Consider the following 16,202-nt stretch of genomic DNA (forward strand, 5'->3'; position numbering starts at 1 on the left):
GAGCCAGATCGACGATCTGCTGCCTTGGGCCTATGCGCCTCAGCCGCTCAAGGCCGTGGCCTGAGAACAGCGCTTACGGCGTAGGTTGGCGCGGCCATACAGATCGTTTCCGAATATCAGTGGGCGTTGGTGGCCGATGCGCTGCGGTGCTGGTCGGCCGTACCGGCGACGGGGGCGTCTTCGATTTCACTCAAATGAGTGATTTCACTGAAAATTGAAAGTGGCATTCGTAGTGGAAGAGGTTGAAAATTTCACCGAGACGGCCTATTTCACTGACCAATGAAAACACTAGAGCGGATGAAAGAAGGCGAGCTTGGGCCTCTGATTGCTGATGCGCTGCGCCAGCAATTGGAGCGGATCCCCTCGATCGCAATTCAGTCGATCGACAATGAGGTCGTCCTCAACGACCCCCACGCGGCCTTGCGGCGTCTCGACATCGTCGCTCGCCTGCGAACGGGAGATCGCGAGGCGACATTGCTCTGCGAGGTGAAGAATCCGGGATTTCCAAAGCAGATCAGGCACGCCATCAACCTGCTTCACGCCTATATCGGCAGATATCACAATGGGGCTGCACAAGGCACGTTTGTCCCCATTGTCGGCTCGTCATGGCTTTCGCCCGAGTCCCGGGCGATCTGCCAAGCGGCGGGAGTGGGCTGGCTCGACCTCGCCGGAAACTGCCGGATTGCGTTCGACACCATCTTCATCGAACGCGAGACCGCCGAACGTCCCAAGCCCGCGGCTCGCTCCTATAAGGCGGTATTCTCCCCCAAGGCGGGGCAAATCTTGCGGACTCTATTACGCGACCCCGACCACGCCTGGAAGGTCGCCGACCTAGCCGAGGCTGCCAACGCCAGCCTCGGCCATGTCAGCAACGTGCGGTCTGCCCTGCGGGATCGGGAATGGGCGACGGTTGGCGACGATGGGCTTCGCCTGACGGCGCCGGACGCATTGTTGGATGCATGGCGAAGCTCTTATGAGCCTGTGCGGGGCAAGCGAACGAGCTGGTATAGCATTCTTCACGGCAAGCAGTGGGAAGAGGCGCTGCGCCGAGCCCTGCAAGCGCCGGACACTGACGGGCATGCCATGCTCGGCGGCCTTTCCGCGGCGCAGTGGCTCGCCCCCTTTATGCGTGGGAATACAACCACGCTCTATGCCGACACCTCGATAATGCCTGAGCTGATCGAGCGGCTAAAGCTGAAGCCCACCACAACCGGCGCTAACGTCGAAATCATCGAGCCAGACGATTCTTCGATCCTGAAGGAGCGTGTGAAGCTTCCCGGCGCGCCTCCGGTAGCGTCGCCGATCTTGACCTATCTCGACCTCTCGCACCTCGACGATCGTGGGCAAGAGGCGGCCGAACACTTGAGAGAGAAACTGCTTAAATGGCACTAGCGCCTGATCCACAATCTGCCGCCGACTACACCGACCGGGTCACCGAGGCCGTAAAATCCGCGCTCCTCGAAATCGGTCAGGTCCTTGGCAGCTTTGAGGGGAAGTTTGCCGTTGTCGGGGGAGCCGTTCCCTGGCTCCTTCTTCAGGCGGACGATATGCAGCATGTCGGCACTATCGATGTTGACCTGACGCTCGATGCAGAGGCACTCGGCGATGGCGAATATGTGCGTCTCGTCGAAGCCCTGATGAAAAACGGCTATGCGCAAAGCCCTGATCACAGACGCTTTCAGCTCGTGCGTCTCGTTGAATCGGCTGATGGAGGGCCGCCGATCGAGGTCATCGTTGACTTCTTGATGCCGCGCAATGCGGAGATTGAGAAGAATATTCCGCCAATCCTATCGGAGTTCGCAGTCCAACGTGCGTCCGGGGCTGAGCTTGCGATCCGCTTCCACCAACTGATCGCCGTGGAAGGCGTAATGCCGGGCGGTGGGCGCAATCGCGTCGAGATTGCAGTCGCATCCATCCCTGCGCTGCTTGCAATGAAGGGACAGGCACTCGCGCGTCGGCAGAAGCGCAAAGACGCGTACGATGTGTACTACTGCATTCGCAACTACGACGGCGGGCCCGAAGCACTGGCCGAACTTTGTCGCCCGCTGCTGGAGATCGAGGAGGCCCGCGAAGGGTTTCAGGGGATCGCTGAGAAGTTTGCTGCAGAGGATATGATCGGGCCGGTCTGGGTGCGCCAGTTTGTTGAGGGAACAGCGGCAATGGGCGATAGAACGCCTGACCAGTGGCAACGGGACGCCTTCGGCCAGGTGCATGCCTGGATGGCAGCGCTTGGCCTCTAGATTGGGCGAGCACGTCTTGCCCAAAAACCAGCCCCTTGCACGATGCCGAGGCGCTCCATCCTCGCAGCTGGTGGTGGCTCGACGTTGCGGCATGTCACCAGTGCGAGTGTCTCGACGATGCTACCCGATCGGGGGTCACTGCGCTGGGGTCAGCTAACGGCCTCGGTGCCTCTAGGCAGTGTCTCGATTGTATGTATTCAGCAGCGCTGCGATCTACCGGTTTGCCTCTGGCCAGTCGGCTTTCGGATACTGATTGCCGTGATCGATAACCGAGATCAGTGCATGACCATGGCGGCGGGCGTAGGCGATCACCTCGATCACGGCGGCGGCGACTGGCTTCTTGACGCTCATAATCTGGTGCACGCGGCGCGGCGTTCCACTCCGGGTTTTGTCCGACGTCGTCAGTTCCCAATCTGCCACGGCACCATTTTTACCCATGCTTACCTTCAGCTGGAGACGCCCCTGAGGCATCATGGGTGGGCTGTCCCAGGTCAGTTTGGGCTCTGTCGGCACCAGCGCCCATACCGCTCCAGTCTTGTAAGGGGCGTCTGAAACGCGACCGCGTTCTTGAACAACGACGTATCCCGCTTCGCGCATCATTTGCCCGACGTACCACCCGACAAACTGGCACGCGGCATCGCGTTCCTTTTTCGAGTGAAGGGCCGCGACGATCGCGGCGACGTCCTTGGCCACTGCCTGGACGGCGGGCTTCCTCTGCTCCGATAGCGTCACGAAAGCGGCAAAGTGCTCAGGCTGATCGATGATCTCGGTTAACCGCCGCCCGGTTTCCGTCGCGCCATAGTTTGTAAGCCAGCGGCTCATTGGCTACCTCCCCCTCATTTGTGTCCGCACAATATGAGTGGTCATATAGTTTGAGTCAACTACCCGAAACGAGTGGTCATGACGCGCTACTGACCTGGAATGACGCGCACAAGCGCGTGCCGGAAATAATGCTCGTTCATGATTTTGATGAGCGATTTCGACGTTGATTTTTCCAGATACTGTTTCATCGCTTCGCCATCCCGCCAGCCGATTTCACAGCCCTCCTCCAACCGATTGCTCTCCAGCCACTCAAGCTCGGGGCCGGCGATCGGGGCATTGGTCCAAAGCTCAAAGGTGAGCTTCTTGTCAGCGAACAGCGACTGACTTCGGAGTATGCTGCGAAGAAGCGGCACACGATCCTCCCGCCATTTTTTGATTTCCTGAAGGCCAATACGCGAGGTGGGACTCTTTGATTTGCACTCGATGACGAGCACGCCTTTGTCATCCGGCATGTCGAGCAGCACGTCGATCTCGGCCGACCGGCGCGTCAGTGCGTCCCTCACTTCGTCGCCGGCGCGCAAATAGCCGCCTTCTACGTCCTTTACTAATGCGCCAACTGCTAGCTCGAACAAATGGCCTCGCAGATTGTGGGCGGCGCCCTCGATTTTTGTCAGACTTCCCATCACGCGCTCGAGGTGTTCGGGGTTCATGGCTGCTGTCGCCCCGGCATTGCTCAACAGGTTGATGAGGTCGCGAAGGGCCTTGGCGACCTCCTCGCCGAACATCTGCGCTGTGGTAGTCGCGAGAATGCCTTTCTGGCGTGCCAGGCTGAAGCCAGTTGCCGTGAAACCGTCCGCGACCAAGAACGGCATGATGGGGGCGACATTCCGAGGCCCCGATGCTAGGTCGTGCTTCCGGACGAAGTGCGCCACCTCATCGGAATCTAGAATCTTGCTGAGATTGACGTCTGCCACGACGAAACCGGGCCGTAAGGTGCCATTAAGTGGTTGCGCGAGCGGTCGTGCATAGGACGGGCCGCTGAAATCCCAGGTAATGCTTGATACGACGGGTGGCTCGTCGTCGCCGCGAAGTTTGATGCGCTCGAAGCTGGCAAGGCCAAGGCGCCGGCACCACTCCTTCATGCCGTGCAAAACCACGTCCTCGGCTGCCAACTGGGCGCGGATATGCGATAGTTTTGCAGTCCGATACTGTCGTGGTTGAAAGGCGACGAAGCGTTCGCCGGTTGCCTCGTCCGTGATCTGCTCAACCATGTGAATGGCCTGCAGGCGCTGTATGATCCGCTCGGGCGATAGCTGTCCTTTGCGAGCGAGGGGAGCGCCACAGAGCCCAGGAAATAGCCTCAGGGGGAAAGCGCCGCCACGGGCCTTCAGGCCGATGATCGCCCCCCAGTATGATGGCCCATGGGATTTGCAAGCCCTCTCGATGGCTTTCCAGAACGACGGGCGGCCGAACTGCTCCGACAAGAAGAAGAAGCGCGCGTTGTGCGCGAACCTCAGCCCCGCGAGCTTGGTCACGCTATCGCCGGCACGCGCAATGCGTTGACGCGCCGCCGCTGGAGATATGCCGTCCTTCACCATCTCGGCAATAAGCGCAATGGTGAGCGAAGGTCCGGTGCTGCGGAGCAGCCGAACGAGATCATTATCAAACGAGAATGACGACCGTGTCACACTGCTCTATTTATAACAGCTTCTCTCTACACCGGCGTCCTTTTTTACACATCGAGCGAAATTAAAAATAATGCCTAAATTTCAGTTGCTTAGAGACGATAAAGTCTGACGCATTTTTGTGCAATGTCAAACCGGACAGCGCTGAGAACGTCAAAACACTGCCTAAGAGCCCGGGCCTAGTCTCCTTGGTGGCCGACGATGGCAGCTCGAAGCGCAACCGCAAACATCGCGACCGTCTCACAGATTCCCCGAGAAGACCTACTGCTACGCCCGCTTTCTCCTAAATCTGCTAATATCCACCTTAGGGTCGATGAGCCTCAGGCACACATCGCGCGTAGTCTCGTCAACGATGTAATCTTCTGGCCGAGCTTGTAGGCGAGGGTGAACGCCCCGGATCCAGAGCCCGGCCTTTTGCTCGCCGTACTTCGTGCGTGCGAAACTGACGACATCGCCGAGAGCTGCGCCCTTTTTCTGCTTCTGTGCCCTGGCCAGTTCGAATTCTCGAATGCGCTCTGTAAGAAGCCGATGAGCTCGGACGTACTCGTCATCGCTGATCGCGGCGACCCCAAGTGGAGTTCGATCGTTCAAATCTCGATGAGGGGAGTTGAACCATGCGTCGGCCTCCGCTCCCAATCCCTGCCAAGCTTCCGATTTTAGCTGGCCGACGCGACTATCAGCCGCTGCCCGCTCCTTTTGAGCTTTGGCCTGCTCGCGCGCGGCGAACTCTTGGGCCTTCCGTTCCAGCGTGCGGTGTAGCTCGCCAGCGAGCGGCAATCCCATCAGATCCAGTTCTGGCTTGGGATTGCCCCGGACCTGCCACCGAAGGTTGACCAAATCGCCTCGGAACGATCGCCACGGCATGTCGTCGAAATCAAGGGCCTGTATTGGCGAAAAATCTCGACCGGGCAGGACCTGGTCGGCCCAGGCTTTGATATTGAATGTGTCGACTTCCTCAGGAGGAAGGTCTTTCAGAACATCTCGAGCGCAAGCCTCGAGATCTTCGAAACGCTTGGCCGGGCGTTCTCGCAGCTCCTTCGCTGCCGCAACGAGTCTCCGCAGCGCCGGCGCAGGGCGCCACCCGTCATGCTGGGTGGGTAAAAGCAGCCCGCTATCGCTGAGATGCTTTAGATAATCACGTACCGCGTAGGGGGCTATCTGGAAGTGAGGTATCTTACTTTGAACTTTCTGCGCGACGTCGCGAGAGATCGAGAGGTAGAGCTTATCGATCCACCCGAGCTGCTTAACAACGAGGTAGACCTCGCCAAAGCCAAATTCTTCATCGTCGGGCCCGAGGTATATCCTGAGGACAGCAGCCTGCCACTGCCCGAGCGGGACATTGAAGCAGCCCGAGCCTTTGACATCGATGTTGATGAACTCGCCGAGCCCATCGCTCCGGACCGCTTTCTCTTGCTTGCTCGAACCAGCGGCCGCGGTCGGCGGCACATGCCGATAACCAGCCGCAATATCAGTGGCCTCTTTCTCAATTGCCGCTGCCTTGTCAGCCGCGCGCTGACGCGCCCGCTGACGGGCATCAAGGTCTCTGGGATTGTGGAGCCAAGATCGGCTCGCCTCGAACAGGATCTTATCCGCTAAGTCTCCGAGTTTCAGTCCACGATACGGCTCCAGCTCAATCTCGATGGCACCGATATTGAGCTGGCGGATTTCGGCGATCTTCTCCGGTCCGCAGGCGTGCGTAACCTTGAATTCGATAATGAGCTGTCGCTCGCCCTTCAGCAGCATGACGTCCGGTACGATCGAACCGGTTTTCTTTTCCAGGACAGCCTCGTCAAATTTGTAGCGGCCGGCCGGAACCACGACCTCTCGTTCGCCAGCTTCTTCGACCGCCCGCGATGGGAGCTCAAACTCCAGGTGTTCGTTGAGAACCTCCTTGGCGAACTTGTGAAGCGCTGTTTCGCCCGCCGATGTGCAGGTGAAGCCTGCTTCGCCGTGATGGGCGAAGTGGGCAGTCCGCTTGTCATCCTTCGTTCTCGCGACCATTCGGCGATCGCAGCCAGGACAGGTGCATTTGCAGGCCAGGCCCCTCGGCACGTCACGAATCGAAACGAGCCTGCCATGTTCGTCAACGGCCACGACGGACATCCCATTCCGACCACAATCGAAAAGCGCATCGAGCGAGATGTCCAAAAGGCTCGATTTTTTGATCGGTTCAGCCATTAAACGAGGCGACCATAGGTCAGATCGCGGCGCAAGGTCCCACAATCCGCTAAACTGTCACTGCTGACACTTCTCGGCTTTCGCGATTTTTGCGAGCCCGTCTCCGAAACGATGACGCTGCTTGAATGGCCGCGATGTGACGGTGGCGTACTCTCCACCGCATCAGCTGTGTCGGCCGATCCGACTGCTCTAAAATGCTGGGGCAAAAAGTTCAAATCCGACCGGCGCGTCTTCTTGGTTTAAGTTTGCAACGACGGCGACGCTCATGCGCGCGCGTGTCAAAGCAACGTATAGTTTCGCTCGCGTTTGATTTGCGAGTGCTTGCTTATCGTTGCGCAGCCAACGCAGCATGTGATCAGTTGGGTGGATGAGTACGCGATCGAACCCGCGTCCTTTCGAAGCCCCGAAATTCATTGCGGGATTGGTTCGGTCGACGCCCTTTGAATTGGCCGCGAGACAAAGCTGCATGGGCCGGAAGGTCGCGATGTAGCGCGCGATATCGTCGGGCCGCACGATGAAAAATCCGGCATGGCCATTGTCGTCCTTGCGGCAGGACGCGCACTTGCAAGCGGTGCTCGCCTTGAGCTCGGGGTATAGCCTCGAGGCCAGCGCGCAAATTGCGTCGCTGTTGCGGTGGGACGTGTTCAGGCTCTCTTCGTCGAGTTCATAGGCGACTCTCTTGGGCAATTTCTCTTTGAGAAACTGCACCAGCTTTCCCTCTGCGTACTTGTCGTATTTCGCTTCGTTGTGCGTGAGATAGGTCACCTGACGCGGGTCGCCGACGAGCACAATCCGCGAGGCGCTCGCGAAAAACGCGGTCAGGATATCGAGGTCATGGCCTGCGAGATCCTGAACCTCGTCGACAAAGATGTGCCGGAAAGCGCGGCTGACCCGATCGAAAACGTTTCCTTTCGACGCTTCATTGCAGCGGATCACGAGCTTCGCCAATTTATCTGAGTAAATGCGACGCCTAGAGTCGAAGTAGTGTCGCTCAAAATCCGCTTCACCCCAGTAGAGGGGACGTCCGGCCCTATCGCGTGCTTTGAGACCCGATCGGCTTGAGACAAGCTGCATTCCCTTCACCGGAAAATCAAACAGGCTGCCCTGGAAAGGCTTTACCCCATGTGAGATGAGGAACGCGAACCAGGTCATAACGACAACATTCGCCGGAAGGTGGCCATTTACGTCGAAAATCTTCTGACGTATTTCGGCTTCGTTTGATTCCGTATAGGTCGTTATAAGGACCTTATCGTCCTTCACCTTAAGTGCCTCGTTGACGAGGTAAGTTGTTTTTCCTGAGCCCGCCGCGGCGATGACGACGTGGTTTGACCCCATCATAGAGCAATAGCCTTGGTGATATAGGCCGGAAACTTGACTTTCTCCTTCGCTGCAAAGACGGCGAGCGCGCAATCTGTCTTATTTGCGTGCATATGACGGTGCAGATCGTCGTCAGATTTTGGCTCGAAACCAAAGAGCTTTCCAAGCGTCTTCCGGTCGTTCTCCTTGAGCAGCTTTGGCTCCAGAGTGTTGTAATTAAAGGATTTATCCCCGATTTTTAGCTCGCCCTTGTCAACGGCTTCGTCATAGCAAATCGTTATATGGTCGATGCCGTCATAGGCTGCGTATTTTTTGTCGAGCGCTTTTGGATTGCCGTCATTGTCGGTGACGATGGCAACAGGGATGCGCAGGGCTCGCGCCACCTCTAGGAAACGCAAAAAGGATGTGCCGACCGAGATGACGTCAATGTCGTTCTCGATCGGAAGGCGCCCGTTATTTGCGTCCATATAGGCACGCTGCACAATGAGTTCGTCTGAATCGCCTTCCACCAGGATCGCCTTTGCGGCGAGCACGAGACGGAGTGTATCGTAACCAGCCAATTTCCTGAAAAACTCGTTGGAGCTCAGGGCGCCGATCCTGGTTACTTTCGATTGCCGCAGGAGGACGAGGTTTTCCAGGCCGAGCTTGTTCGCAACGAAGCTGGAGTGGGTTGAGATGATCACCTGCTTGTCGCCGTTATCCGCAGTCAGGTCGCGGATCAGCTGATTGAGCCTCGAATGGGAAAGATGGTTCTCAGGCTCCTCGATGAGGAGCACGGTGGCCTCGGAGTTCTTCTTGGCGCTGAGTGCCAGTTTAGTTTTGATGATGCACTGCTCACCCTTGCCGATGTAGTGGAAAGGGATGTTGTCGATATAGGTCATCAGACTCCCCTCCCAGGCGGATTGGGAAGATAGATCGACCGAGATGCTGACTGATTTTTTACTGATCTTCGCAGCATTGTTGACGCGTTCGTTGATAACTTTGAGATTGTCGTCGCGCATGAATGCCTCCCGCAGCTTGCGGTGGGCCTGCGAGATCAACGCGCGCTCTTTCTCTTCGAGGCTCTCTCGTATGATGCGCGCGACATAGAGATCGGAGCCGTTCTGAAGCCGTGAGCTGGCCGAGTCGATCAAGGCGGATTTGATTGGAATGTTCCGGGCCGTGATACCGGCGCGCCGAAATGACATCGCCGTAACTGTATAATACTCGATTGGAATGGCCTCGAGCGTCTTGGTTTTGATGAGTTCGGCATAGGCATCGCTGTAATTATCCGCATCGAATTCGATCTTCAGGGCAACGCCGCTTGCCTTCACTTTATCCGAATTGCCGTCGCCCTCGAGATCGGCCAACTCCTTTTCCTCGCCCGAAAAATAGAGTTCGATGAAGATGCTCGGGGGCGGCAGCGGATTTGCGCTGTAGAGTCGTGCAACGTATTCCTGCTCGACCGCGAGGTTGAAGAGATAGCTTGAGATATCGTTTCGAAGCGGGCGTCCGTTCAGCATGCCTGTCAGCGCGAGATGAATCGCTTCAAGGATCGTCGATTTGCCGGACTCATTGCTTCCAACGATAATGTTGATGCCATCATTTAGCGGAATTTCGAAGGTCCCTGCATAGCATTTGAAGTTGTGGATCTTGAACCGCCCCGGGTTCGCCGGAGGCCGTTTGGTTTGAGTTACGCTGCCATGGCTGGCTCATCCAGCATGGCGTAGTAGCGTTCCTCGGCTTCCGCCGGCGGGATGTTACCGATGGGCTCCAGCAGCCGGCGATGGTTGAACCAGTCGACCCACGTCAGCGTGGCGAACTCGACTGCCTCGAAGCTCCGCCAAGGTCCGCGTCGATGGATCAGTTCGGCCTTGTAGAGTCCGTTGATCGTCTCGGCGAGAGCATTGTCGTAAGAGTCTCCGACGCTGCCGACGGAGGGCTCGATACCGGCCTCTGCGAGGCGCTCGGTGTATCGAATGCTGACGTATTGTGAACCCCTGTCGGAATGATGCACGAGGCCGCCGCGATGGGCGGGCCGTCGCTCGTGCAGGGCCTGCTCCAGCGCGTCGAGCACGAAGCTCGCATGGGCAGTCCGGGATACACGCCAGCCGACGATCCTCCGAGCATAAGCGTCGATGACGAAGGCGACATAGACGAAGCCCGACCAGGTCGAGACGTAGGTAAAGTCCGAGAGCCAGAGCCGGTTGGGCGCCGGCGCGTGGAACACCCGGTTGACATGGTCCAGCGGGCATGGCGCGGCCTTGTCCTGGACAGTCGTGCGGATCGGCTTGCCGCGAATGACACCTTGCAGACCAAGGTCGGCCATCAGGCGCTCGACCGTGCAGCGGGCAACGTCGAACCCCTCGCGCAACATCTGTCGCCAGACCTTGCGCGCGCCATAGACTTCGAAGTTCTCGCCGAACACGCGCTCGATCTGAGGCTTCAGCTCCAAGTCCCGCTTCGCCCGAGCCGACTGCTTCCCGGGATAGGTCCGCCTGGCGACATGCTCATGGTAAGTTGACGGGGCGATCGGCAACACCTTGCAGATCGGCTCGACCCCATAGGCTCCGCGATGATCGTCGATGAAGCCGATCATGACCGGTGTCGGCGGTCGAGCTCCGCCTGGGCAAAATACGCCGACGCCTTACGCAGGATCTCGTTTGCCTGCCGCAGCTCCCGGTTCTCGCGTTCGAGAGCCTTGAGCTTGGCCGCCATATCCGTCGTCAGCCCGGGCTTGCGGCCGCTATCGACCTCGGCCTTCTTCACCCACTCGCTCAGCGTCTGCGCCGTGCAGCCGATCTTGCCCGAAATCGACGTGATCGCCGCCCAGCGCGACGGATGCTCGGCCTCGTGATCCAGCACCATCCGCACCGCGCGGGCACGCACCTCAGGCGAGAACTTGTTCGTCGTCTTGCTCGTCATAGCCCCATCCTCTCAGGAGTTGGGGCCTCCGACAAACCCGGGGCGGTTCATCTTGACCTTCGCGATCTTCATACCATCCCCCGTACAAGCCTGTGCTCATCAAAGTCAAAAGATGAGAATCACTTCCTGAAAATATGGCAGTTTGGGCATTCGCTGAAGTGCAAGGTATTCGTGGGATTGTGGCGGCGCCGGAAAAGCCCCGATATGGGCAACAAAACTCCATTGGATGGGAACACACGGCTGTTGGCGATTGACAACTCGTTCTTGAGTTGCTCGTTCGCTAGCGGACGCTCAGGGCGGCCGCATGCCCTGCTGACGAGGGTTTAGTGACTTTTCGTTTCGTTCACGCTGCCGACATCCATCTCGACTCGCCGCTGCGCTCCCTCGCGTTGCGCAATCCCGATCTCGCCGATCTGATCAGCAACGCCACCCGGCAAGCGCTTGTGCGGATTATCGACCTCTGCCTTTCGGAGCAGGTCGATGCGCTGCTGATCGCCGGCGACCTCTATGATGGCGATCAGAGTTCGATGAAGACGGCGCGCTTCCTGGCCGAGCAGCTGCGGCGGCTGGACCAGGCCGGGATCCGTACCTTCGTGATCCGCGGCAATCATGATGCGATGTCGCGGATCACGAAGGAGCTGGTGCTTCCGGACTCGGTCAAGGTCTTCGGCGGTCGCGCCGAGGCGCTGGAGCTTCCCGGCGCGGCGGGGCGGGTTCCGATCGTGATCCATGGTTTGAGCTTTGCGCAGCCCCACGCACCCGAGAGCCTGCTCGGCAAATACCGGCCGCCGGTCGAAGGCGCCGTCAATATCGGCATGCTGCACACCAGCTTGGCCGGCAACCCTGGCCACGACCTCTATGCGCCCTGCAGCCTGGCCGACCTCAGGGCGACGGGCTTTCGCTACTGGGCGCTCGGCCATATCCACAAGCGCGCGATCGTCGACGATGGCTGCCTGATCGCGATGCCGGGCATGCCGCAGGGCCGCGACATCAACGAGGCCGGTCCGAAATCCGTCTCCCTGGTCACGGTCGGCGACGACCGCTCGATCACGATCGAGGAGCGCCTGACCAGCGTCGCGCAGTTCGAGCGGGTCACGGTCGACGCGACCGGGGTGGAGGATTGGCGGGAGCTGGTTTCGGGCGTCGCGCGGGCCCTGGAGGCGACACGCAGCGCGGTCGCGTCCGCGCATCTGGTCGCGCGGCTGCAGGTCGTGGGAGCGACATCGCTGGCCTGGCGCATCCGCCGCGACATGGATCTGCTGAAGGCCGAGGCCGACGACCGGGCCGCCGTCATCGGCTCATGCTGGGTGGAGAAGCTGGAGATCGCCTGCCAGCCGCCGGCGCTGCCGGGGGCGACGAGCGGCGACCCGCTCACCGATCTCCACCGCCTGATCGAGGAGCAGATCCTCGGCTCCGACGCCTTCGCCGCGACGCTGACCGGCATGGCGGAGGAGATCCGGGCCCAGCTTCCGCAGGAATGCCGCGACGTGTTGGGCGCCGACGAGGACGCCTTCCGGGAGCATGTCGCGCGCCTCGCCCGCGATGGCGCGGAAACGGTGGTCGCGCGCCTTCAGGCGGCGGGCGAGGAGGGCTGAGCATGCGCCTTCGCCGCCTCGACCTGACGCGCTACGGCAAGTTCACCGATCACAGCATCGATTTCGGTGCGCGGCGCGAAGGTGAGCCGGATCTGCATGTGATCTACGGGCCGAACGAGGCCGGCAAGTCGACGACCTTCTCGGCCTTGCTCGATCTCCTGTTCGGAATCGGATCGCAGAGCGCGTTCGGTTTCCTGCATCCCTATGCCACGATGCGGATCGGCGCGGCGCTGGAGTTCGACGGCGAGACGCGCGAATTCGCCCGCATCAAGCGGCCGCAGAACAGCCTGCTCGATGCCGAGGATCGTCCGCTGCCCGAAGCCGCCATCCGCGCGGAGATCGGCGGGATCGAGCGCGACGCCTATCGCACCATGTTCTCGCTCGATGACGAGACGCTGGAGAAGGGCGGCGAGAGCATCTTGGCGAGCAAGGGCGATCTCGGGCAATTGCTGTTCTCGGCCAGCGCCGGCCTCGCTCATCTCAGCCACAAGCTCGTCGACCTCCGGGCCGAGGCGGAGGGGTTCTACAAGTTCCGGGCCCGCAGCGGCCTGCTCGCCGAGCTCAAGGCGCGCCTCGCGGGGTTGAAGGCCGAGCGCGAGCAGTTCGACACGCCGGCGTCGGACTATGCGCGCCTGATCGAGAGGCGGGACAGCGCCACCGGCCAATATGACGAAGCGGTCGGGGAGCGTGCGCGCCTCCAGGCGCGCCTGGACGAGATCCAGCGCCACCTCGCAGCGCTGCCCCGGCTTGCCGCGCTGCGGGCCGACCGCGAGCGCCTGGCGCCCCTGGCCGGCCTGCCGGAAGCCCCGGCCGGCTGGGCGGCCGAATTGCCGACACTGCAGAAGGACGAGATCGCGCTCGGCGTCCAGAGCCAGGCCAGCCGCGAGGAGATCGCGCGGCTGCGCGCCGAGATCGACGCGACCGTCGTCGACGAGGCCGCTCTTCGACAGGCGCAGGGGCTGGAGCGGCTGACCGAGCTGCGGGCGCGCTACATCACCGCGGACAAGGACATCCCCGAACGCCGGCTGCAATTGCGCCAGCTCGACCTGCAGGTCTCCGGCATCCTGCAGCGGATCGAGCGCGACGGGGAGGGCGAGCCGCAGCGCCTCGTCCTGACCGCCGCGACGATGGGCCGGCTGCGCGCTCTGATCGAGGCCAGATCGGGCATCGACGCCGCCCTGCGCAATGCCGGCGACGAACGGGACGAGGCGCAGCGCCGGCTCGCGGAGATCGCGGGCAGGCTGCCGCGGGCGGAGGGCGCCGAGCCGGAGTCCCCGGAGCGGGCCCGCGCCGTCGCGGCGTTGGCGGCGACGGTCGAGGCCCTGCGATCGGCCGATCATCAGCCGCGCGCGCGGCTCGCCGGACGGGCGCGGGCATCGGCGCAGGACGATCTCGACGCGCGCCTTTTGGCGCTGCGGCCCTGGCAGGGTACGCTGGAGCAACTCGTCGACATGGCGGTTCCCAGGCCGGAGTTGTTGCAGCGGTGGAAAGCGTCGCGGCGCGAGAGCGAAGCCGCGCTGACCCAGCATCGGCATGAGATCGAGCGGCTCACGACCCAGATGCGCCATGTCGAGGCGGAGCGGGCTGGCTTGGCCGCGACGACCGGCATCGTGACCGATCGGGAGGCGGCCGAGATCCGCGCGCGCCGCGAGCAGGCCTGGGCCGCGCATCGGCGCGACCTCGGCGCCGCGTCGGCGGATGACTTCGAGGCCGCCCTGCGCCAGGACGATCTGGTCGGCGCCGGGCGCCTCTCGCATATGGCCGAGCTGGCGCGGCTGCATCAGAGCGGGCAGGTGCTGGCCGTCGCGCAGGCCGATCTCGCCCGCGCGCAGGAACTGGCCGCGCAGGCGGCGACCGCTCTCGACGGCATCGACGCCGAGGTGGCGCAGGCCGTGTGCGTCATGGCGCCGTCCTGGTCCCCGGTGCCGTCCTTGCCGGAGCTGGAGGATTGGCTGCCGCGTCGGGACCGGGCCCTGGAGGCGCGAGGGGCCGTGCGGGCTGCCGAACAGGATCTGGACGCGGCGCAGGCGGACATCCGCGACGCGCGGGCTCGTCTTGCGGCCGCGCTGGCGCGGGCCGGGTTCGCCGCGGCGGAGGAAGCCGATGTCGGCGCCCTGCTCGCGGAAGCCCAGGCTGGCCTGGAGAGCGAGGCGCAGATGAGGCGGCTCCACGCCGACCTGGCGGAGCGGCAGCGCGAGCTGGCGATGCGCGAGCACTCGGCGGAACAGGCGGCGGCGAAGGAGCGGGACTGGGTCGAGGCCTGGTCCGCGACCTGCCGCGGTTGCTGGCTGGCGGAAGCGGGTTCCGTCCCCGCGCTCGGCGTCGTGCGCGAGACTGTCATCACGATGGCAGATCTCGCGCCGACACTGGAGAAGCGCGCAGGGCTCGTCGACCGTATCGACAAGATGGAGAAGGACCAGGCGGCGTTTCGCGACGAGGTCGCGGTGCTCGCGCAGGCTTTGGGGCTTCCGCGCGAGATGCCGGTGCTGGACAGCGTCCGCGAGATCGTCGACAGGGTCCGGCAGGCGGGCGCCGGCGAGGACCGCCGTGCGCAATTATCCGCCCAGTTGGAGACCGCGGAGGAGCGGCAACGCGGGCTGGCCGAGAGGCACAGGATCCATGCCGGCCAAACGGAGCGGATGATCGCCTTCTTCGAGGCGGGTTCGCTGGCCGACGTCGCCGAGGCGCTGGAGCTGATCACGCAGCGCCGCGCATTGCAGGAGCGGGCGGGAGAAGCCGAGCGCGACATCTGCGAGGCGATGCGCAGCGACGACCTCGCGGGTGCCGAGACGGCGCTCGACAACGCGGCCCGCCCGGCGCTGGAGGCCGAATGGAACGAGCTGAAGGTGCGCTTCGACGATCAGGATCGGCGCTGCCACGAGCTCTTCGCCGCCCGGGCGACGGCGATCGACCAGGTCGAGGCCATCGGCGGCGATGCCAGGGTCGCCGAGATCGAGGAACGCCGCCGCACGACCTTGCTGGAGATCGAGGACGGGGCACTGCGCTATCTGCAATTGCGCGCCGGCATCGCCGCAGCGGAGCAGGCCCTGACGATCTATCGGGAGCGTCATCGCAGTTCGATGATGGAGCAGGCCTCGTCCGCGTTCCGGACGATCAGCCGGGGTGCCTATTCCGGCCTCGCGGCGCAACCGGGCAAGGATGGCGAGACGCTGATCGCCCTTGCCGCCGGCGGCGGCTCGAAGGCCGCGGACGAGCTCTCGAAAGGCACGCGCTTCCAGCTCTATCTCGCGCTGCGCGTCGCCGGATACCATGAATTCGCCAAGGCGCGCCGAGCCGTGCCTTTCGTGGCGGATGACATCATGGAGACGTTCGACGATTTTCGGGCAGAGGAAGCGTTTCGCCTGTTCACGGACATGGCGCAGAGCGGCCAGGTGATCTACCTGACCCACCACCAGCATCTCTGCGAGATCGTCCGGCGGGTTTGCCCGAACGTTCGGCTTCACGATCTCGACGCCAACCCCATGAGGCGCTCCGCCATCGCCTAGCCGAGGTTGAGAGCT

At 61.9% G+C, this 16,202-nt stretch carries 10 protein-coding genes and 1 other annotated feature; of the genes, 4 read left to right on the forward strand and 6 right to left on the reverse strand.

The genetic code is table 11. The features are described 5' to 3' along the window. The first annotated feature begins 279 nt into the window (after positions 1 to 279). Positions 280 to 1,392: a type IV toxin-antitoxin system AbiEi family antitoxin gene (locus tag AC3WMA_RS23735; protein ID WP_492287740.1), complete on the forward strand. Its 1,113-nt coding sequence runs from the start codon at positions 280 to 282 to the stop codon at positions 1,390 to 1,392. Then, positions 1,383 to 2,240 carry a nucleotidyl transferase AbiEii/AbiGii toxin family protein gene (locus AC3WMA_RS23740; protein WP_492287741.1) on the forward strand — a complete coding sequence of 286 codons (858 nt, stop codon included), beginning with the start codon at positions 1,383 to 1,385 and terminating at the stop codon, positions 2,238 to 2,240. Before AC3WMA_RS23735 ends, AC3WMA_RS23740 begins: the two co-directional genes overlap by 10 nt. Positions 2,241 to 2,453: 213 nt before the next feature. Here the strand turns inward: AC3WMA_RS23740 and AC3WMA_RS23745 are convergent, their stop codons facing one another. From AC3WMA_RS23745 to AC3WMA_RS23770, 6 genes are all read right to left on the reverse strand, one after another. After that, positions 2,454 to 3,062 (reverse strand): hypothetical protein, encoded by a 609-nt coding sequence (locus tag AC3WMA_RS23745; protein WP_492287742.1) that lies wholly within the window; start codon positions 3,060 to 3,062, stop codon positions 2,454 to 2,456. An 86-nt stretch (positions 3,063 to 3,148) separates the two neighbouring features. Continuing rightward, positions 3,149 to 4,537 (reverse strand): hypothetical protein, encoded by a 1,389-nt coding sequence (locus AC3WMA_RS23750; RefSeq protein WP_492287743.1) that lies wholly within the window; start codon positions 4,535 to 4,537, stop codon positions 3,149 to 3,151. A 417-nt stretch (positions 4,538 to 4,954) separates the two neighbouring features. Next, the gene (locus tag AC3WMA_RS23755) at positions 4,955 to 6,865 is read right to left on the reverse strand and encodes a competence protein CoiA family protein (RefSeq protein ID WP_492287744.1); all 1,911 of its coding nucleotides are present in this window, start codon (positions 6,863 to 6,865) and stop codon (positions 4,955 to 4,957) included. Between the two features lie 189 nt (positions 6,866 to 7,054). After that, positions 7,055 to 8,203 (reverse strand): UvrD-helicase domain-containing protein, encoded by a 1,149-nt coding sequence (locus AC3WMA_RS23760; RefSeq protein WP_492287745.1) that lies wholly within the window; start codon positions 8,201 to 8,203, stop codon positions 7,055 to 7,057. Then, positions 8,200 to 9,813, reverse strand: coding sequence for an ATP-dependent nuclease (locus AC3WMA_RS23765; RefSeq protein WP_492287807.1), 1,614 nt, complete (start codon positions 9,811 to 9,813; stop codon positions 8,200 to 8,202). The genes AC3WMA_RS23760 and AC3WMA_RS23765 overlap by 4 nt, the downstream gene beginning before the upstream one ends. A gap of 41 nt (positions 9,814 to 9,854) precedes the next feature. Next, positions 9,855 to 11,086 (reverse strand): IS3 family transposase gene (locus tag AC3WMA_RS23770; protein WP_492287746.1). Its coding sequence is split into 2 segments (ribosomal slippage): positions 9,855 to 10,795 and positions 10,795 to 11,086, totalling 1,233 coding nucleotides; the frame shifts between segments, so codons are not numbered across the junction. Beyond that, positions 10,686 to 10,802: a sequence feature (AL1L pseudoknot), on the reverse strand. (Overlaps the previous gene by 117 nt.) A 326-nt stretch (positions 11,087 to 11,412) precedes the next feature. Here AC3WMA_RS23770 and AC3WMA_RS23775 point away from each other — a divergent pair. Then, the gene (locus AC3WMA_RS23775; RefSeq protein ID WP_492287747.1) at positions 11,413 to 12,681 is read left to right on the forward strand and encodes a metallophosphoesterase family protein; all 1,269 of its coding nucleotides are present in this window, start codon (positions 11,413 to 11,415) and stop codon (positions 12,679 to 12,681) included. 2 nt (positions 12,682 to 12,683) lie between these two features. Further along, positions 12,684 to 16,187 (forward strand): ATP-binding protein, encoded by a 3,504-nt coding sequence (locus AC3WMA_RS23780; RefSeq protein ID WP_492287748.1) that lies wholly within the window; start codon positions 12,684 to 12,686, stop codon positions 16,185 to 16,187. Positions 16,188 to 16,202 lie beyond the last annotated feature (15 nt).

The sequence above is a fragment of the Allobosea sp. FW305-C-101 genome (assembly GCF_058783685.1).